General features: G+C 63.0%; 19 protein-coding genes. 2 read left to right on the top strand and 17 right to left on the bottom strand.

Translation table 11 applies throughout. The features are described 5' to 3' along the window. Nucleotides 1-12 precede the first annotated feature (12 nt). Complete coding sequence (gene pabB / locus ACWYRN_RS08900) at nt 13-1,848, top strand: aminodeoxychorismate synthase component I (protein WP_488692052.1); 1,836 nt, start codon at nt 13-15, stop codon at nt 1,846-1,848. Nucleotides 1,849-1,851: 3 nt separating this feature from the next. On the opposite strand, the gene ACWYRN_RS08895 is transcribed toward pabB, so the two are convergent. The 3 genes from ACWYRN_RS08895 to ACWYRN_RS08885 all read right to left on the bottom strand — a co-directional run bounded on the left by ACWYRN_RS08895 (nt 1,852) and on the right by ACWYRN_RS08885 (nt 3,893). Then, nucleotides 1,852-2,463, bottom strand: coding sequence for an OmpW/AlkL family protein (locus ACWYRN_RS08895; protein ID WP_488692051.1), 612 nt, complete (start codon nt 2,461-2,463; stop codon nt 1,852-1,854). A 390-nt stretch (nt 2,464-2,853) separates the two neighbouring features. Further along, the gene (locus ACWYRN_RS08890) at nt 2,854-3,450 is read right to left on the bottom strand and encodes a glutathione peroxidase (protein ID WP_488692050.1); all 597 of its coding nucleotides are present in this window, start codon (nt 3,448-3,450) and stop codon (nt 2,854-2,856) included. Between the two features lie 20 nt (nt 3,451-3,470). Further along, the gene (locus ACWYRN_RS08885) at nt 3,471-3,893 is read right to left on the bottom strand and encodes a CoA-binding protein (protein WP_488692049.1); all 423 of its coding nucleotides are present in this window, start codon (nt 3,891-3,893) and stop codon (nt 3,471-3,473) included. A 132-nt stretch (nt 3,894-4,025) separates the two neighbouring features. Here ACWYRN_RS08885 and ACWYRN_RS08880 point away from each other — a divergent pair, with 132 nt between their 5' ends. Beyond that, nucleotides 4,026-4,652: a peptidoglycan recognition protein family protein gene (locus tag ACWYRN_RS08880; protein WP_488692048.1), complete on the top strand. Its 627-nt coding sequence runs from the start codon at nt 4,026-4,028 to the stop codon at nt 4,650-4,652. 147 nt (nt 4,653-4,799) lie between these two features. Here ACWYRN_RS08880 and ACWYRN_RS08875 read toward each other — a convergent pair whose 3' ends face one another. The 14 genes from ACWYRN_RS08875 to mnmG all read right to left on the bottom strand — a co-directional run bounded on the left by ACWYRN_RS08875 (nt 4,800) and on the right by mnmG (nt 18,473). Continuing rightward, on the bottom strand, nt 4,800-6,479 hold the full coding sequence (locus ACWYRN_RS08875) for a serine hydrolase (RefSeq protein ID WP_488692047.1): 1,680 nt from the start codon (nt 6,477-6,479) through the stop codon (nt 4,800-4,802). Nucleotides 6,480-6,651: 172 nt separating this feature from the next. Continuing rightward, the gene (locus tag ACWYRN_RS08870; RefSeq protein WP_229436218.1) at nt 6,652-7,074 is read right to left on the bottom strand and encodes a F0F1 ATP synthase subunit epsilon; all 423 of its coding nucleotides are present in this window, start codon (nt 7,072-7,074) and stop codon (nt 6,652-6,654) included. Between the two features lie 27 nt (nt 7,075-7,101). Then, nucleotides 7,102-8,505 (bottom strand): F0F1 ATP synthase subunit beta, encoded by a 1,404-nt coding sequence (atpD, locus tag ACWYRN_RS08865; RefSeq protein ID WP_229436219.1) that lies wholly within the window; start codon nt 8,503-8,505, stop codon nt 7,102-7,104. A gap of 33 nt (nt 8,506-8,538) precedes the next feature. Next, nucleotides 8,539-9,414, bottom strand: coding sequence for a F0F1 ATP synthase subunit gamma (gene atpG, locus ACWYRN_RS08860; RefSeq protein ID WP_488692046.1), 876 nt, complete (start codon nt 9,412-9,414; stop codon nt 8,539-8,541). A gap of 65 nt (nt 9,415-9,479) precedes the next feature. Continuing rightward, a complete protein-coding gene (gene atpA, locus ACWYRN_RS08855; RefSeq protein ID WP_229436222.1) occupies nt 9,480-11,021 on the bottom strand; it encodes a F0F1 ATP synthase subunit alpha in 1,542 nt (513 codons plus the stop codon). Between the two features lie 72 nt (nt 11,022-11,093). Then, the gene (locus ACWYRN_RS08850; RefSeq protein WP_229436223.1) at nt 11,094-11,627 is read right to left on the bottom strand and encodes a F0F1 ATP synthase subunit delta; all 534 of its coding nucleotides are present in this window, start codon (nt 11,625-11,627) and stop codon (nt 11,094-11,096) included. Nucleotides 11,628-11,629: 2 nt separating this feature from the next. Further along, complete coding sequence (locus tag ACWYRN_RS08845; protein ID WP_229436225.1) at nt 11,630-12,100, bottom strand: F0F1 ATP synthase subunit B; 471 nt, start codon at nt 12,098-12,100, stop codon at nt 11,630-11,632. 75 nt (nt 12,101-12,175) lie between these two features. Continuing rightward, nucleotides 12,176-12,418: a F0F1 ATP synthase subunit C gene (gene atpE, locus ACWYRN_RS08840; RefSeq protein ID WP_229436226.1), complete on the bottom strand. Its 243-nt coding sequence runs from the start codon at nt 12,416-12,418 to the stop codon at nt 12,176-12,178. A gap of 85 nt (nt 12,419-12,503) precedes the next feature. Continuing rightward, nucleotides 12,504-13,340 (bottom strand): F0F1 ATP synthase subunit A, encoded by an 837-nt coding sequence (gene atpB / locus ACWYRN_RS08835; RefSeq protein WP_229436228.1) that lies wholly within the window; start codon nt 13,338-13,340, stop codon nt 12,504-12,506. Between the two features lies 1 nt (nt 13,341). Further along, nucleotides 13,342-13,680 (bottom strand): ATP synthase subunit I, encoded by a 339-nt coding sequence (locus ACWYRN_RS08830; protein WP_229436230.1) that lies wholly within the window; start codon nt 13,678-13,680, stop codon nt 13,342-13,344. Nucleotides 13,681-14,089: 409 nt separating this feature from the next. Further along, nucleotides 14,090-14,959: a ParB/RepB/Spo0J family partition protein gene (locus ACWYRN_RS08825; protein ID WP_488692045.1), complete on the bottom strand. Its 870-nt coding sequence runs from the start codon at nt 14,957-14,959 to the stop codon at nt 14,090-14,092. Between the two features lie 31 nt (nt 14,960-14,990). Next, complete coding sequence (locus ACWYRN_RS08820; RefSeq protein WP_229436233.1) at nt 14,991-15,761, bottom strand: ParA family protein; 771 nt, start codon at nt 15,759-15,761, stop codon at nt 14,991-14,993. Between the two features lie 109 nt (nt 15,762-15,870). Continuing rightward, nucleotides 15,871-16,536: a 16S rRNA (guanine(527)-N(7))-methyltransferase RsmG gene (rsmG, locus tag ACWYRN_RS08815; RefSeq protein WP_488692044.1), complete on the bottom strand. Its 666-nt coding sequence runs from the start codon at nt 16,534-16,536 to the stop codon at nt 15,871-15,873. Continuing rightward, on the bottom strand, nt 16,533-18,473 hold the full coding sequence (mnmG, locus tag ACWYRN_RS08810; RefSeq protein ID WP_488692043.1) for a tRNA uridine-5-carboxymethylaminomethyl(34) synthesis enzyme MnmG: 1,941 nt from the start codon (nt 18,471-18,473) through the stop codon (nt 16,533-16,535). The genes rsmG and mnmG overlap by 4 nt, the downstream gene beginning before the upstream one ends. Nucleotides 18,474-18,635 lie beyond the last annotated feature (162 nt).

Here is an 18,635-nt window from a genome sequence, read left to right as displayed (position 1 = left end):
ATCCACTTCCCCATGCATTCCTCCGCAGTCTTTGCCCTGCTCGACGATGCGAGCCCGGACGGGCACGCGCATGCCCTGTCGCGCCTGTACACGGGTCACATGGGCACCCTCGCCTGCCATGATGCCGCCGGCTTCGGCGCGCTGCTGGCACAGCTGGAAGCGGCGCTGGCGCGCGGCCTGCATGCGGTGCCGGTGCTCAGCTACGAACTCGGCGCCCACCTGCTCGGCATCCCCGCCAAGCCCCTGGAAACGCCGCTGGCCCAGGTGCTGCTGTTCGAGCGCTGCGAACGCATGACGGCGCAGCAGGCGGCCAGCTGGGTCGCCACGCGCGCACTGGACACCGCCCCGGCCGGCATCGCCGCCATCGAAGCGAACGTCGGCGAGGCGCAGTTCGTCGACGCCATCCGGCGCATCCGCGCCTACATCGCCGCCGGCGACACCTACCAGGTGAACTACACCTACCGCTTGCGCTTCGATGCCTTCGGCTCGGTCTTCGCGCTCTACCAGCGCCTGCGCGCGCGCCAGCCGGTGCCGTATGGCGCCCTGGTTGGCTTGCCCGACGGCGGCGCCCTGCTTTCCTTCTCGCCCGAACTCTTCGTGCGCCACCAGGCCGGCACCTTGCTGGCGCGGCCGATGAAGGGCACGGCGCCGGCCAGCGGCGACTCCGACACCGATACGCGGCGCGCCGCCGGCCTGGCGCTCGACACCAAGAACCGCGCCGAGAACCTGATGATCGTCGATCTGCTGCGCAACGATCTCGGGCGCGTGGCGCAAACGGGGACCGTGGCCGTGCCGAAGCTGTTCGAGGTCACGCGCTTCGGCGCCGTGCTGCAGATGACGTCCACGGTGCAGGCCCGGCTGCGCCAGGATGCGACGCTGGCCGAGGTGTTCGCCGCGCTCTACCCGTGCGGCTCGATCACCGGCGCGCCGAAGCGCCGCACCATGGAAATCATCGACGAGCTGGAACCGGACCCGCGCGGCGTCTACACCGGCGCCATCGGCTGGTTCGATCCTTCCGCACAAGGCAAGGCCTTCGGCGACTTCTGCCTGTCAGTGCCGATCCGCACCCTGGCCCTCGGCCCCGGCGAAGGCGTACGGCGCGGCGAACTGGGCGTGGGTGCCGGCATCGTGCACGACAGCGACCCGCAAGCCGAATTCGCCGAATGCCAGCTGAAGGCGCGCTTCCTGACCGGCTTGACGAACGACGTCGAGATCTTCGAGACCATCAAGGCCTCGTGGGAAGACGGTCCGCGCCACCTGGGCGAACACCTGGCGCGCATCGCCGGCTCCTGCGCGTATTTCGGCCGCGCCTTCGACCGCGACACCGCACGGGCGATGGTGGTTGATGCCTGCCTGGCCCTGCCACGCGAAGGCATGTTCCGCCTGCGCCTGGCCAGCAGCGCCGACGGCAAGCTCGCCCTCACTTCCGCGCCGCTGGCGCCGCTGCACGAGCCGGTGCGCGTGGTCCTGGCCGATACGCCGGTGGAGTCAGGCGACATCTTCCTGCGCCACAAGACCTCGGTACGCGCGCGCTACGACGCAGCCTGGCGCGCAGCCGAAGCGCAGGGCGCCTTCGACGCCCTGTTCTTCAACGAGCGCGGGGAATTGACGGAAGGAGGACGCAGCAATGTGTTCGTGCGGGTTGGCGGGCAGTGGATCACGCCGCCGCTGTCGTGCGGTTTGCTGCCGGGAGTGACGCGCGCCGTGATCCTGCAGGCGCCGGCCTGGCAGGCCGTCGAGGGCATCGTCACGCGCGCGATGCTGGAAGAGGCCGAGGGCATCATGGTCTGCAATGCCCTGCGCGGCCCGATGCTGGCGGTGCTGGATGCACCGCGCAGCGACGCCTGAAGCCTAGAAGCGGTAGCCGACGCCAATACCGAACAGCACCGGGTCGACCTTGACCTTGCTGGCGTGCGCGCCGCCGACATACACGTCGCTGCGGATCTGCACCTTTTTCACGTCGACGTTCAGCGACCAGTTGCGGTCGAGCTTGACGTCGAAGCCGGCCTGCAGCGCGCCGCCCCAGCTATCGTTTTCCAGGTCGCCGGCGCCGTCCAGCAGGCGCACCTTCGAGATGCGCGTGTAGTTCAAGCCCGCGCCCACGTAGGGGCTGAAAGTCTGCGCCGGCGCGAAGTGGTATTGCAGCGTCAGCGTTGGCGGCAGGTGCTTGAAGCTGCCGATCTTCGCGCCGTCCAGGGTGACGTCGTGCTTCTGCGGATAGGTGAGGATGAGTTCGGCCGCGATGTTCGGGGTCAGGAAGTAGCTGACGTCGAGTTCGGGAATGGTCTTGCTCTCGACGCGAATCAGGTTCGCGGCGCCGGCACCGCCTACCGGGTCGGATTTGTTGGCGGTATCGATGTGCACCGCACGTGCGCGCACCAGCCAGGGAGATTCCTGCGCCATGACGGCGCCGCTTGCCAGGCCCAGGACAACTGCCAGCAGTTTGATACTCAACTTCTTCATTTTTCTTACCTCATCGTGTGTCGTTGTGCGATGAGGTAAGTCTATTGATGCGTCGCAACAAAATCGTTGATGCAGATCAAAACCGATATTGTTGGCCTGCAGCTGGTGGCCTGCGGCTGATGGCTGGTGGCTGATGGCCTGCGGCCTCGACCGTACGGTGGGCACTCCGTGCCCACGCGGTTACGTGCTCGTGATTGCACCGCTGGCCGTGGGGACTCGCTCGCGAAGGTCAAACCCGGACACGGCCTTGTCCGCCGCATGCGTTTCGAGCGACACCTTGCGGCAGCGGACTGGCGGAACCGTGCGTACCGCGTGGGCACGGAGTGCCTGGCGCGGCCCGGCCCACCCTACGAACAGCCGGCGCCGATGACCTGCGCGACGATGCGATCATCAAAGCGCCGCTTCGATCTTGCTCACCAGCGCAGGATCTTCCGGCGCCACCTTGCTCGGGAAGTGCTCGATCACCTTGCCGTCGCGCCCGATCAGGTACTTGGTGAAGTTCCACTTCGGTTCCTTGCCGGTCTGCCTGGCCAGGCTGGCGTGCAGGGGATTGGCGTTCGGACCCGACACCACGGTCGTCGAGAACATCGGGAACTTGACGCCATAGGTGTTGTAGCAGAGGTCGGCGATTTCCTTGGCGTTCGCGGATTCCTGCTTGAAGTCGTTCGACGGGAAGCCCAGCACCACCAGCCCGCGCGGGCCGTATTTCGCATTCAGCTTTTCCAGCCCTTCGTACTGCTTGGTGTAGCCGCAGTAGCTGGCGGTGTTCACCACCAGCACCACCTTGCCGGCGTACTGGCACAGGTCCTGCGGCGCTTCGTCCTGCAGGCGCTTGAAGTTCTGGTGCAGCAGGGCCGGGCAGGATGCCGGCGCGGCGGCAGCGGGTGCGGCCGGTGCGCCGGCGCGGGCCGGGGCCGCCGGGGTTTGCGCCAGGGCAGACAGGGAGGCGGCGGCGAGGCCGAGGAGCATGAGGGAGGATTTCAGCATGGCGTGGGATGAGATGAGGTTCAGGCGTTGAGTGCGCGGTGTTCGATTTTCAGGCAGTGGTTCATCACCACGTCGAGGCCGGCGGCGCGCGCGAGGTCGGCGGCGGCCTGGTTCTCGATCTCGAGCTGCATCCACAGGCAGCCGGCACGGATCGCAATCGCATCGCGCGCCAGCGGCGGAATGTCTTCGGACTTGCGGAAGCAGTCGACGATGTCGATGCGGGTGCCGCTCGGCGCCAGCGCGTCGGCCGCGGCCTGCAAATCGGCATACACGCGCTCGCCGAGGATGTCCTGGCCCTCGTAGGCCGGGTTCACGGGAATGATGCGGTAGCCCTGCTGCTGCAGGTACTCGGCAACGCCGAAACTGGCGCGCTCGGGCTTGTTCGACAGGCCGACGATGGCGATCGTCTTGCTGTCCTTGAGGATCTGGGCAATGGTTCTCATGAGTGGGATCGGTATGGATGTCACGCCTAGCTTAACAGGAAAGCATCACCCCTTGCGAGCACGCTTGCACGGCCATTGCACAAGGCAGGCAGCCTGTGGAAAGATGGCGTGTTTTCCACAGCGAGCCCATCCATGACCTTCCGCCTGCACGCCAAACGTTCCCTCGCCCTGCTCGCCATCGCCCTGGCCTGCGCCAGCTGCGCCGTGAAACCGCCGGCCCCTGCCGCGCCCCAGATCGTCCCGGTGGCGCAATGGGGCGGCACGCCGGCCGACGCCAGCCGCGCGCGCCGGCACACCATCACCCACATCACCCTGCACCACCAGGGCGAGACCTTCAAGCCCGGCACCGACGTGCACAAGTACCTGCGCAACCTGCAGGCCTGGTCGCGCAACACCAAGGGCTGGCTCGACATCCCCTACCACTACGTGATCGACCTAGAAGGCCATACCTACGCCGCGCGCGACATCGCTTATGCCGGCGACACCAACACCGAATACGACCCCAAGGGCCATGCCCTGATCGAAGTGGTCGGCAATTTTGAAGAGGTCGAGCCGAACCAGCAACAGCTCGACGCCGTGGTGGCGCTGATGGCGAGCCTGGCCGTGCAGTACGGTGTACCGGTCGAGAACATCGCCAGCCACCGCGACCACTCCGATAAAACCGTCTGCCCCGGCGCCAATTTGTACCGCTTCGTCCAGAGCGGCTACTTCCGCGAACAGGTGGCGGCGAAGCTGGGCGCTAAGAACCTATCCCAGTAGGGAGGAGGAAGCTGGCGGCGATGCATGGCAAGCGCGGGCAAGGCGCGAGGAGGCCGCATGGCTAGCCATGCAACGACGAGCAACGCCGCCCCCGCTTGTCAGGCGCGCCGAAAGCGACTCATCCCTGCTGGGATAGGTTCTAAGTGATTACAGACGCGGCGCCCTGATCTGCTGGCCGTTCTGGTGCAGCACCAGGTAGCTGCTATCGCCGCCGTCGAAGCGCACCTCGGCCTCGATGGCGCGCGTGAAGAACACGTTCTCGTCCTGGGCAAAGATCTCGAGCTTGCCCTGGCCGGTGGCCTGGGCGTAGTAACGGTCGCCGTCGCGCGTCAGCTCCAAAATAAAACCCGGCGCCAGCTGGTAGCGGCCGACGCGCTTGTCGTAGACGGCATTGGCGATCTTCACGGCACTGCGTTCAGCCGGCGCGTCGCCGATGCGCGGCTGCTTCATTTCCCTGCTGTCGGCGTACTGGGTCACGCTGCCGGCCTTGCCCTTGCCGTCGAGGGCAAACTCGAACCAGTCGAAGCCGTCCGGCAGGTAGAAGCCATTCTGCGAAAAGGCTTTCAGGCGCATCGGCGGCCGCCCGCTTCGCTGCATGACCAGCACCCCGCCCTCGCGCTTGAAGGTGCGCGTGACGCCCTTCTCGACTTCGTAGACGCCGACATAGCGGTCGAGCGTGGCCGCATCCAGCGCGATTTCCTTGAATTCGCGGAAGGGCTTGCCGATGGCGAGGGCAGCCGCCTTGCTGGCCACCACGCCGGGGTTGGCCAGGCCGCCGTCGGCATTGCTCAATACCGCGACGAACACCTTCTGCTCGGGCAGGCGCAGCGCATAGGTACTGAAGCCATTGATGCCGCCGCCGTGCGCCACGGTCGGCGCGCCCTGCAACTGCCCGATTTGCCAGCCGTAGCCATAGCCGGTCGGCTTGCCGTCGGCCAGCGTGTAGGACGTGAAGGCGCGCTGCCAGCTGGCCGGTTTCAACAGCCGGCCCTGCGTGATGGCAGCGTCCCAGCGCGCCAGGTCGTCAACCGTGGACACCAGCGAACCGGCCGCGTAAGGCTGGGTCATGCTCAAGGGCGCGGCGCGCTCAAAGCCTTTCGGTCCCGGGGTATGCCCTGCCGCGTGCGCCGTGCTGCCGCGCTCGAAACCTTCGTACGCCGTGTCCTTCATCCCAAGAGGCACGAAGATGCGCTGTTCGAGGAACTTCGCATACGGCATGCCCGACACCTTCTCGATGATGGCGCCAAGCAGGAAATAACCGGAGTTGTTGTAGCGGTAGGCGCTGCCGGGCTCGAAATCGAGCGGATCGTTCTTGAAGGAGTCGATCATCTGCGCCACGGTCACGTCGCTGCCCATGGTCAGCGGGTAGTCCGGCCGGCCCGTGTAGCTGGCGATGCCTGAGGTATGGGTCAGCAGGTGCTCGACCGTGATCTTCTTGCCGCGCGTCGGATAGTCGGGGAAGAAGCGCGTGAGGTCGTCGGTGAGTGACAGCTTGCCTTCTTCCGCCAGCATCAGGATCGCCACCGCCGTGAACTGCTTGGTGATCGAGCCGAGGCGCAGGACCATGGCGGGGTCCATCGGCTGCATGCCGCTGGTATCGGCGAGGCCGTAGCCCTTGCGCAGCAGCGTCTTGCCGTCCTTGACCACGATGACCGTGGCGCCAGGCTCGGTGGGCTTGTAGCTGGCGGAGACCAGGGCGTCGAGGCGCGCTTCCACGGCTTGCGACGATTGCGCGGCCTGGGCGGCGCCTGGGGCCTCCTGCGCATGAACGGCGGGAGCGCCCAGCAAGGCGAACACGGCAACGCAAACAGCGGACAGCTTCGGCATGACGGACACCTTTCAGGAAGAGTGAGAGTGCGGAAACTCTAACCCAGCCTGGTACGCCTGTGTTTACGAATGCGACGGACTGCCGATGGGCGCGATGAACGTGGAAATCCGCTGGGCGAAAACGAAAAAAGGCAGCCCGAAGGCTGCCTCTTGTGTGCTGCTGACGAAAAGCTTAACGGCCCTTCGAGCGCAGCTTGTGGATCGCCGCCAGCTGCGCGATCGCCGCGGCGAGTTCCGCCTGGGCTTTCGCGTAGTCGATCTGCGAATCCTGGTTCTGCATCAGTTCTTCCGCCTGGCGCTTGGCTTCCTGGGCTTTCGCTTCATCCAGGTCGCCGCCGCGGATCGCGGTGTCGGCCAGCACGGTCACGCCGTTCGGCTGCACCTCGAGGATGCCGCCGGCGACGAAGACGAACTCTTCATTGCCCGCGGTCGTCTGGATGCGCACGGCGCCCGGACGGATCCGCGTGATCAGCGGGGTGTGCTTCGGGTAGATACCCAGCTCGCCCGCTTCACCCGGCAACGCGACGAAGGTCGCTTCACCGGAGAAGATCTGCTCTTCGGCCGAGACCACGTCAACGTGAAAAATGTTTGCCATGTGTGTCCTTCAGGTTGAAGAAACCGATTAGGAAGCCAGTTTCTTGGCTTTTTCGATTGCTTCTTCGATGGTGCCGACCATGTAGAACGCCTGCTCCGGCATGTGGTCCAGTTCGCCCGATGCGATCATCTTGAAGCCCTTGATCGTGTCTTTCAGCGAAACGTACTTGCCCGGTGCGCCGGTGAACACTTCAGCGACGTGGAAAGGCTGCGACAGGAAACGCTGCATCTTACGTGCGCGTGCCACGGTCAGCTTGTCTTCCGGTGCCAGTTCGTCCATGCCCAGAATCGCGATGATGTCGCGCAGTTCCTTGTAACGCTGCAGGGTGCCCTGGACAGCGCGCGCGGTCTCGTAGTGTTCCTGGCCGACGACCAGCGGGTCCAGCTGGCGCGAGGTCGAGTCCAGTGGGTCGACCGCAGGGTAGATACCCAGCGAGGCGATGTCACGCGACAGAACGACGGTCGAGTCCAAGTGGGCGAAGGTGGTCGCTGGCGATGGGTCGGTCAAGTCATCCGCAGGGACGTAGACGGCCTGGATCGAGGTGATCGAACCGGTCTTGGTCGAGGTGATGCGCTCTTGCAGGCGGCCCATCTCTTCGGCCAGGGTAGGCTGGTAGCCCACCGCCGACGGCATACGGCCCAGCAGTGCCGAGACTTCGGTACCGGCCAGGGTGTAGCGGTAGATGTTGTCGACGAAGAACAGCACGTCCTTGCCTTCGTCACGGAAGGCTTCGGCCATGGTCAGGCCGGTCAACGCGACGCGCAGACGGTTGCCTGGCGGTTCGTTCATCTGGCCGTAGACCATCGCGACCTTCGAGTTTTCCGGGTTTTCCAGGTCGACGACTTTTGCATCCGCCATCTCGTGGTAGAAGTCGTTGCCTTCACGGGTACGCTCGCCAACACCGGCGAACACGGACAGACCCGAGTGCGCTTTAGCGATGTTGTTGATCAGTTCCATCATGTTGACGGTCTTGCCGACGCCGGCGCCGCCGAACAGGCCGACTTTACCGCCTTTGGCGAACGGGCAGACCAGGTCGATGACCTTGATGCCGGTTTCCAGCAGGTCGGTCGATGGCGACAGTTCGTCGTACACCGGTGCCGAGCGGTGGATCGATGCCATGCGCTCGTTGCTGACCGGGCCGCATTCGTCGATCGGGTTGCCCAGCACGTCCATGATACGGCCCAGGGTGGCGACGCCAACTGGAACCATGATCGGGTTGCCGGTGTTCTGGATGGTCATGCCGCGACGCAGGCCTTCCGAGGAGCCCAGCGCAATGGTACGGACGATGCCGTCACCCAGCTGCTGCTGCACTTCCAGGGTCAGTGCGGAGCCTTCCATTTTCAGTGCGTCGAAAACCTTCGGCATCGCGTTACGCGGGAATTCCACGTCGACCACTGCGCCGATACACTGAACGATTTTGCCATCAGCCATGTTCGTTCCTTCAGATATAGTTAAATTCGTTTTTTAGACCGCTGCCGCGCCGGCGACGATCTCGGAGAGTTCTTTGGTAATCGCTGCCTGGCGGGTCTTGTTGTAGACCAGCTTCAGTTCGCCGATGACGCTGCCTGCGTTGTCGCTCGCGGCCTTCATCGCCACCATGCGTGCCGATTGCTCGGACGCCAGGTTTTCGGCGACAGCCTGGTAGACCAGGGCCTCGACATAACGCACCAGCAATTCGTCGATCACGACCTGCGCTTCCGGCTCGTAGATGTAATCCCACGAGATGGCGCCCTTTTCCTGTTCCAGGTGCTTGGACGGCAACGGGAGCAGCTGCTCGACGACCGGTTCCTGCTTCATCGTGTTGATGAACTTGGTGTAGCACAGGTAAACCGCGTCCAGCTGGCCATCCTGGTATGCGTCGAGCATGACCTTGATCGGGCCGATCAGCTTTTCCAGGTGCGGCGTGTCGCCGATCTGGGTGGCGTGCGACACCAGCTTGACGCCCACGCGGTTCAGGAAGCCCAGGCCCTTGTTGCCGATGGCAACTGCCTCGATGCGGTTGCCCGCCGCTTCCATTTCGCGCGACTTCTGCGTCACCTGGCGCAGGATGTTGGTATTCATGCCGCCGCACAGACCCTTGTCGGTCGTGACGACGATGAAGCCGACAGCTTTTGCCTGCACGTGCTTGGCTTGCGCCATGAACACGTGGGTGTACTCCGGATTTGCGCCGGCCAGATTGGCGGTGATGTTCCGAACTTTCTCACTGTAGGGACGGGCGGCGCGCATACGGTCCTGCGCCTTGCGCATTTTCGATGCGGCGACCATTTCCATCGCCTTGGTGATCTTCTTCGTATTCTCTACGCTCTTGATCTTGCCACGAATCTCTTTGCCTACTGCCATGAGTCCTTACTCCTTCCGGTCACCGGCAGCGCTTTCAGCAAGCGCTGCCGGATCCTTCATTTCAATTAGAATGCGCCGGACTTTTTGAAATCAGCAATGGCGGCCGCGAGTGCTGCGTCGGCGTCCTTGTCCAGTTGCTTGGTTTCTTCGATCTTCGACAGGAGCGCTGGCTGCTTGGTCTTCAGGTAGCCATGCAGGCCGCTCTCGAATGCCAGCACTTGCTTGACTTCGATGTCGTCGAAATAGCCCTTGTTGACGGCGTACAGCGAAGCGGCCATCAGCGACACCGGCAGCGGCGAGAATTGCGGCTGCTTCAGCAGTTCGGTCACGCGTGCACCGCGGTCCAGCTGCTTGCGGGTCGATTCGTCCAGGTCCGATGCGAACTGCGCGAACGCAGCCAGTTCACGGTACTGGGCCAGGTCGGTACGGATACCGCCCGACAGGTTCTTGATGACCTTGGTCTGTGCTGCACCACCGACGCGCGAGACCGAGATACCGGCGTTGATCGCAGGACGGATACCGGCGTTGAACAGCGAGGTCTCCAGGAAGATCTGGCCGTCGGTAATCGAAATCACGTTGGTCGGCACGAAGGCCGAGACGTCGCCTGCTTGCGTTTCGATGATCGGCAGTGCGGTCAGCGAGCCGGTCTTGCCGGTCACGGCGCCGTCGGTGAACTTCGACACGTAGTCGGCGTTCACGCGTGCTGCGCGCTCGAGCAGACGGCTGTGCAGGTAGAACACGTCGCCTGGGTAGGCTTCGCGGCCTGGTGGGCGGCGCAGCAGCAGGGAAATCTGGCGGTAGGCAACGGCTTGCTTCGACAGGTCGTCGTACACGATCAGTGCGTCTTCGCCGCGGTCGCGGAAGTATTCGCCCATCGCGCAGCCCGAGTAGGCCGAGATGTACTGCATGGCGGCCGATTCCGACGCCGATGCTGCAACGACGATGGTGTACTCCATCGCGCCGTGCTGTTCCAGCGAACGCACGATGTTCTTGATGGTCGAAGCCTTCTGGCCGATTGCAACGTACACGCAGGTGACGTTCTGGCCTTTCTGGTTGATGATCGCATCCACTGCCACGGCCGACTTGCCGGTCTGGCGGTCGCCAATGATCAGCTCGCGCTGGCCACGGCCGATCGGCACCATCGCGTCGATCGACTTGATGCCGGTCTGCATAGGCTGCGACACCGACTCACGGGCGATAACGCCAGGAGCGATCTTTTCGATCGGGGCGGTCAGCTTGGCGTCGATCGGGCCTTTGCCGTCGATCGGCTGGCCCAGGGCGTTGACCACGCGGCCACGCAGTTCAGGACCGATCGGCACTTCCAGGATGCGGCCGGTGGTCTTGACGGTGTCGCCTTCCGATATGTGCTCGTACGAGCCCAGGATGACCGAGCCGACCGAGTCGCGCTCGAGGTTCATCGCCAGACCGAAGGTGTTGCCCGGGAATTCCAGCATCTCGCCCTGCATCACGTCCGACAGACCATGGATGCGGCAGATACCGTCGGCGACGGAGATCACCGTGCCTTGATTGCGAACGTCAGCCGAACCTTCGAGACCCTGGATGCGGCTCTTGATCAGTTCGCTGATTTCAGATGAATTAAGTTGCATGAGTGCTAACTCCTAATAGTTTCTTGATGCGTAGGGCAAGGACGTGAATGCGGGGATGCGTGCGAAGTTCGCTTACGACACCAGCGCAACATGCATCTGTTGCAGCTTGGCGCGTACCGAGGTATCGAGCACTTCATCACCGACCACCACGCGCACACCACCGATCAGCGACGGGTCGACGGTCACCGTTGGGTTGAGCTTGCGGCCGAATTTCTTTTCCAGCGTACCGACCAGTTGCGCGGTTTGCGCGTCGGTCAGGTCGAAGGCGCTGAAGATGATCGCGTCGGCAGCACCTGCCTGGGCGTTCTTCAGTTCCTGGAACTGCGCGCCGATCTGCGGCAGCAGGCTGATGCGGCCGTTTTCGGCCAGCATCGCCAGGAAGTTCGACGCCTCCGGGGTCACCGGCGACTTCACCAGCGAGGTCAGCGTAGCGACCAGGTCGGTTGCGGTCAGTTTCGGATTGGCGGCAAACGCCTGCACATCAGGGTTGGCGCCGATCTGGGCCAGCTCGGACACCAGGTCGGACCAGGCTGCCATGTTGCCCTGTTGGGCAACGCGGAACAGCGCTTCGGCGTAGGGACGGGCGACGGTTGCGAGTTCAGCCATGATTACAGCTCGGCCGACAGTTGCGACAGCAGGGCGGCGTGCGCTTCTGCGTTCACTTCACGCTTCAGGATCTGCTCGGCGCCTTGCACTGCCAGCGCGGCAACCTGGCCACGCAGTTCTTCGCGCACGCGCGTGACTTGCTGCTCGGCGTCGGCTTTTGCGTTGGCAACGATACGGGCGGCTTCTTCAGCAGCGGTCTTCTTGGCTTCGTCGATGATCAGCGCGGCGCGCTTTTCGGCGTCGGCGATGCGCTTCTGGCCTTCGTCACGGGCGCCGGCCAGTTCGGCCTGCACACGCTTTTCGGCGGCGGCCAGGTCGGCCTTGCCGCGGTCTGCAGCGGCCAGGCCGTTGGCGATCCGCTCGGCGCGCTCGTCGAGTGCCTTCATCAGCGGCGGCCACACGAACTTCATCGTGAATAGCGCCAGGACGAAGAAGACGGCGAACTGGGCAAACAGGGTTGCGTTAAGGTTCACTGTATTTTCCTTCTCACAAAAACGGATGCCGAACCGCGATGGTTCGGCCATTCAAAACCCGAGATGCTTTGTTGCTTAGCCGCTGAACGGATTGGCGTAAGCGAACAGCATGGCGATACCAACGCCGATCAGGAATGCCGCGTCGATCAGGCCGGCCAGCAGGAACATCTTGGTTTGCAGGGTGTTCATCAGTTCTGGCTGACGTGCCGAGGCTTCCAGGTATTTACCGCCCATGATAGCGATACCGATACATGCGCCGATAGCGCCGAGGCCGATGATTAAACCGCAAGCCAGTGCAACAAAAGATGCGTCAGTCATGATTACTCCAAAAAGTTAAATGAAAACTAAATTAAAAACTACTACTTCGGTACTACTACGATCTGTTCGATGCTTGCGGCGCCGATCAGTGGCCTTCGTGGGCCTGACCGAGGTACACCAGCGTCAGCATCATGAAGATGAATGCCTGCAGGAAAACGATCAGGATGTGGAAGATTGCCCAGATCGAACCAGCGATGACCTGACCTGCGAAGCCGAAGACGGTAGCGGTCGAGCCCAGCAAGGCGATCAAGAGGAACAGCAGCTCGCCGGCAAACATGTTGCCGAACAGTCGCATACCGAGCGACACCATTTTTGCTGCGTATTCGATGATGTTCAGGAGCAGGTTGAACGGCGCCAGCCAGATACCGAACGGCGCTGCGAACAACTCGTGGAGCCAGCCGCCCAGGCCCTTGATCTTGATGCCGTAGTACAGCATCAGGACCAGCACGCCCAGCGAGATACCGACAGTACCGTTCAGGTCGGCGGTTGGCACGACGCGGTGGTAAGGGAACAGGTGCTCGACGCCGAACCAGCCGAAGGCTGCCGAGAACAAATCGACTGGCAGGAAGTCCAGCGAGTTCATCAGGGCGACCCAGACGAACACGGTCAGCGCGGCCGGGGCGATAAAGCTGCGGTCGCCATGGATGATGGTCTTGGCCTGGTTGTCGACCATTTCGAACAGGATCTCGACGGCAGCCTGGAAGCGGCCCGGCACGCCCGAGGTGGCGCGGCGCGCGGCAGCCCACATCAGCAGGCAGCCGATCGCGCCCATCAGGATCGACCAGAACATGGTGTCGTAGTGGAAGACCGAAAAGTCGACCGGGCCATTCTGGTGCGTGTTCGACAGGTGCGCCAGGTGGTGCTTGATGTACTCGCCTGCGGTGGGCGCGTGGTGTGCTGCGCCTTCTACGGTTGTCGTCATATCAGTGCCTAAATAATAAGAATATGTAACTTTTCAGCGCCACGATGAACCCGGCGAGGAGCGCCAGCCAGTTCAGGTCACGGTACAGCCACGCAGTTGCCGCCAGCAGGGCAAGCGTTAACGCAATCTTTATAAATTCCCAGATGAAAAACGTGAACGGGTTGGTCCCGCCCGGCTGGTGTGCGGCGGCGAACAAGCGCAGCGCCATGATGCCGTTGGGCACAACACAACAGATTCCACCGAGTACCGCCGAAAACATGGCAGGCCATCCCCCCAGCAGTGCGGCGACGAGGCCGGCGACAGCTGTTGCGATCAATTGCAGGGAGACCAGGCGCAACATTTTTTTTCTTCTGCCTTGGCCGTTTGAACCGAGTTACGGTGTGGTAATTACATGAATCAGCGGGATTATATGTTCGTTAGTGCATCTGAGTCAAACGATTCCAGCTGTGCGGTAGTAGCGTGCAAGGGCTTGAAATGTCACATAAATCTTGATAGATCGGCAGGTTTTACGCGCAGTTCGCGGGGCGGAATGCAGATGCCGGATGGGGCCGTTTGGAGGGGATTTACCCGGGGAGAATGGGGTGGTACAGAGATTTTGAAATCGGATGCGGTGTTGGCCAGTTGGTCTGGCACGTAGGGTGGACGGCTTCGCCGTCCACGCGTTCAACTATTGTTGGATGAATACGACAGTTGTTTAAGCCTCAGGCTTGGATTGAACGCGTGGACGGCACAGCCGTCCACCCTACGATTTACGCGCGCAGTCGGGCCAGCACGCCTTCAAGCACATCCAGGTTCGAGAAGTCGATGATCATCTGCCCCTTCCCCTTCGGCCCCATCTTGAACGCGACCGGCGTCGCCAGCTTGTCGGACAGCTCTTCTTCCAGCCGCACGATGTCGCCCGACTTTTCCTTTTGCCTTGCCGCCGCTGCCGGTGCGTCGAGCTCCTCGATCGCACGCGCCACCAGCTTCTCGGTCTCGCGCACCGACAGGCGCTTGGCCACCACCTGCGTGGCCAGGGCGATCTGGCTGGCGTTATCCACAGACAGCAGCGCGCGGGCATGGCCCATGTCGATATCCCCCGCCATCAGCATGGTCTGCACCGGCCCGGCCAGGTTCACCAGGCGCAGCAGGTTTGACACCGCGCTGCGCGAACGGCCGACCGCGCCCGCTGCCTGCTCATGGGTGAAATTGAAATCCGAGATCAGGCGCGCGATGCCCTGCGCTTCTTCCAGCGGGTTCAGGTCCTCGCGCTGCATGTTCTCGATCAGGGCCATCGCCGCGGCGGCCTGGTCGTCCACTTCGCGCACCAGGACCGGGATCTCGTCCAGGCCGGCCAGCTGCGCCGCGCGGAAGCGGCGTTCGCCGGCGATGATCTCGTAGCGGCCGCTGTCGACCGGACGCACCAGCACCGGCTGCATCACGCCCTGGGTCTTGATCGAGGCGGCCAGCTCCTGCAAGGCCCCCTCGTCCATCCGGGTACGCGGCTGGTATTTGCCCGCCTGCAGCTGCGCGATGGCGAGCGACGATGGTGCGTGGGCCGGGGCCGGCACCGCGTCCAGGTCGCCGCCCAATAAAGCATCAAGACCGCGGCCGAGGCCTTTGAATTTCTTTGTAGCCATTTTTAAATGTCTCCGCTGCTCGTTTCGCTGATTACATGGTCTTGATGCGCTCGACCATTTCGGCCCCGAACGCGATATACGCCTGCGCCCCTTTGGACGAAGGATCGAAGGTCACCCCCGGAATGCCGTAGGACGGCGCTTCGGCCAGGCGCACGTTGCGCGGGATGATGGTCTTGAACACCTTGCCGCCGAAGTGCTGCTCCAGTTGCGCCGACACCTGCTGCGACAGCGTCATGCGCGGATCGAACATCACGCGCAGCAGGCCGATGATCTTTAGGTCCGTATTCAGGTTGGCGTGCACCTTCTTGATGGTGTTGACCAGGTCCGACAGCCCTTCCAGCGCGTAGTACTCGCACTGCATCGGGATGATGACGCCGTGCGCGGCGCACAGGCCGTTCAGGGTCAGCATCGACAGGGCCGGAGGGCAATCGACCAGGATGAAGTCGTACTCGGCATCGACCTTGGCCAATGCGTTCTTCAGGCGGCGCTCGCGGCTGTCGAGCTCCACCATCTCCACTTCGGCGCCGGCCAGGTCGCGGTTCGCAGGCAGCACGTCGAAGCGCCCTGCTTCCGAGCGCACGCGCGCTTCAGTGACGTCGGCTTCGCCCAGCAGCACGTGGTAGGTCGACGCTTCCAGCGTGGCCTTGTTGATCCCCGCGCCCATGGTGGCATTGCCCTGCGGGTCGAGGTCGACCAGCAGCACGCGCTGTTCGAGCTTGGCCAGGCCTGCGGCCAGGTTGACGCTGGTGGTCGTCTTGCCGACGCCGCCCTTCTGGTTTGCTACGCAAAATATCTTTGCCATCTATTTGATCCGGATGCTAGCGATTTCGGTTATATCGTTCATTCCGTTTAAACCGTATAAACGGTTTATTTTGTTTAAACGATATAAACCGTTTAGTCGATTAGCTTTGTTATTGATTGGTTGAATCGTCCTGCTTCGATTTTTCGATGAAAACCAGGTGACGCTCCGCTTCCACTTTTGGCACCTTGATCGGCCTCAATTCCCTTACCTTCCATTCGCCTGGCAGCCGTTCCTGTTCGTCCGCCGGCGCCGTGCCTTTCAGGGCGATGAATCGGCCGCCCTCTTCCAGCAAGTGTCCGGACCAGTTGACGAAATCCGACAGGTCGGCAAAAGCGCGCGAGGTGATCACGTCGAACGGGCCTGCCTTCAGGTCTTGCACCTTCATCGTGTACACGGTCACGTTTTTCAGGCCCAGTTCCGCCTTTACCTGGGTCAGGAAGGCGGTTTTCTTGTGCACGGTGTCGATCAGCGATACCTGCATGTCGGGCCGGGCAATGGCCAGCACGATGCCCGGCAAGCCGCCCCCGGCCCCGACGTCGAGCACGTTTTTCGCGCCTTCGAAGGCCGACACCGCCGCCAGCGAATCGAGCAGGTGGTGGGTCACCATTTGCATCGGATCGCGCAGCGAGGTCAGGTTGTAGACGCCATTCCACTTGGCCATCAGCGCCAGGTAATCCATGAGCTGCTCGCGCTGGGCGGCCCAGAGCGGCAAATCCATGGCGTCGATGCCGTCGTTCAGCACCGCGGTTAGTTTTTCTCGGTCAAAACCCCTCACTGTGCAGCCTCCTCGCTAGTGGCCGGTGCGCTCGTGAAGCCCTTGGCGCCGCGTTTTTTCAGGTGGACCAGCAGCAGGGAAATCGCCGCCGGGGTCACGCCGGAGATGCGCGAAGCCTGGCCCAGGGTTTCCGGACGCTGTTTATCGAGCTTCTGGCGCACTTCGATCGACAGTGCCGCGATCTCCAGATAGTCCAGGTTATCCGGCAATTTCAGGTTTTCGTAATAGTCGTGACGCTCGACTTCGCGTGCCTGGCGGTCGATGTAGCCCGAGTATTTCAGCTGGATTTCCACCTGTTCCTTGACCGCAGGATCTTCCACGCCAGGGCCGGCCAGGGCCTGGCCTTCGACGCCGTTCATGCTCATCAGCGTGTCGTATTCGACGCCCGGACGGCGCAGCAGATCGGCCAGGTTGTACTCGCGCTCGATCGCCTGCCCCACCACGCGCTCGGATTCTGCAGCGGCCAGGATGCGCGGGTTCACCCAGGTCGAACGCAGGCGTTCCAGCTCGCGCGCCACGGATTCGCGCTTGGTTTCAAACGCTTGCCACTGCGCATCGCCGACCACGCCGAGCTTGCGGCCGATCTCGGTCAGGCGCATGTCGGCATTGTCTTCGCGCAGCGACAGGCGGTATTCCGCGCGGCTGGTGAACATGCGGTAAGGCTCGGCCACGCCCTGGGTCGTGAGGTCGTCGACCAGCACGCCGAGGTAGGCTTCCGAGCGGCCCGGGGTCCAGGACTCTTCACCTTTGGTTTGCAGGGCAGCGTTCAGGCCGGCCAGCAAACCTTGGGCCGCCGCTTCTTCGTAGCCGGTGGTGCCGTTGATCTGGCCGGCAAAGAACAGGCCCTTGATGGCGCGGGTTTCCAGCGTCGATTTCAGGCCGCGCGGGTCGAAATAATCGTATTCGATGGCGTAGCCCGGTCTCAATATAAAGGCGTTTTCCATGCCCTTCATCGAGCGCACCAGGGCCAGCTGCACGTCGAACGGCAGGCTGGTCGAGATCCCGTTCGGGTAGAACTCGTTGGTCGTCAAGCCTTCCGGTTCCAGGAAGATCTGGTGCGATTCCTTCGAGGCGAAACGATGGATCTTGTCTTCGATCGACGGGCAATAACGCGGGCCGACGCCTTCGATCACGCCGGTGTACATCGGGCTACGGTCCAGGCCATTGCGGATGATGTCGTGGGTCTGGGCATTCGTGTGCGTAACCCAGCACGGCACCTGGCGCGGGTGCATGGCGGCATTGCCCATGTACGAGAATACCGGCACCGGATCGAGGTCGCCCGGCTGTTCTGCCAGTTGCGAAAAGTCGATGCTGCGGCCATCGATGCGCGGCGGCGTTCCGGTTTTCAGGCGGCCTTGCGGCAGCTTGAGTTCCTTCAGACGCGCTGACAAGGAGAGCGCAGGCGGGTCGCCGGCGCGGCCAGCCGAGTAGTTTTGCAGGCCGACGTGGATCTTCCCATCCAGGAAAGTACCTGCCGTCAGCACGACAGCACGGGCGCGGAACTGCAGGCCGATCTGGGTCACGGCGCCGACCACGCGGTCGCCTTCGACCATCAGGTCATCCACCGCCTGCTGGAACAGCCACAGGTTCGGCTGGTTTTCCAGGCGCGAACGGATTGCCGCCTTGTACAGGATGCGGTCGGCCTGGGCGCGCGTGGCACGCACAGCCGGGCCTTTCGAGGAGTTCAGGATGCGGAACTGGATGCCGGACTCGTCGGTGGCAATCGCCATCGCGCCACCCAGGGCGTCGACTTCCTTGACCAGGTGGCCCTTGCCGATACCGCCGATCGAAGGGTTGCAGGACATCTGACCCAGGGTCTCGATGTTGTGGGTAAGGAGCAGCGTCTTCTGCCCCGTGCGCGCGGACGCGAGCGCTGCCTCGGTGCCGGCATGGCCGCCACCGACGACGATCACGTCGAATTCAGTTGGAAATAGCATGATGGGATGTGTGAAGCAAAGGACTAAGTTGCGCGTAGACGCGGAGTATAGAAGCGGATTATAGGAGCTTTTCTCGACGCAGACTCAGCTCGACGGAAAAACACAGCCGTTTTTGTTTCACGTGGAACACAGCTTTCGAAGTTGATAACGACGTTCCACGTG

The organism is Massilia sp. BAP21, assembly GCF_057801335.1.
The sequence above is the reverse complement of the archived record's forward strand: the minus strand, read 5'-3'. Positions and strand labels throughout refer to the sequence as shown.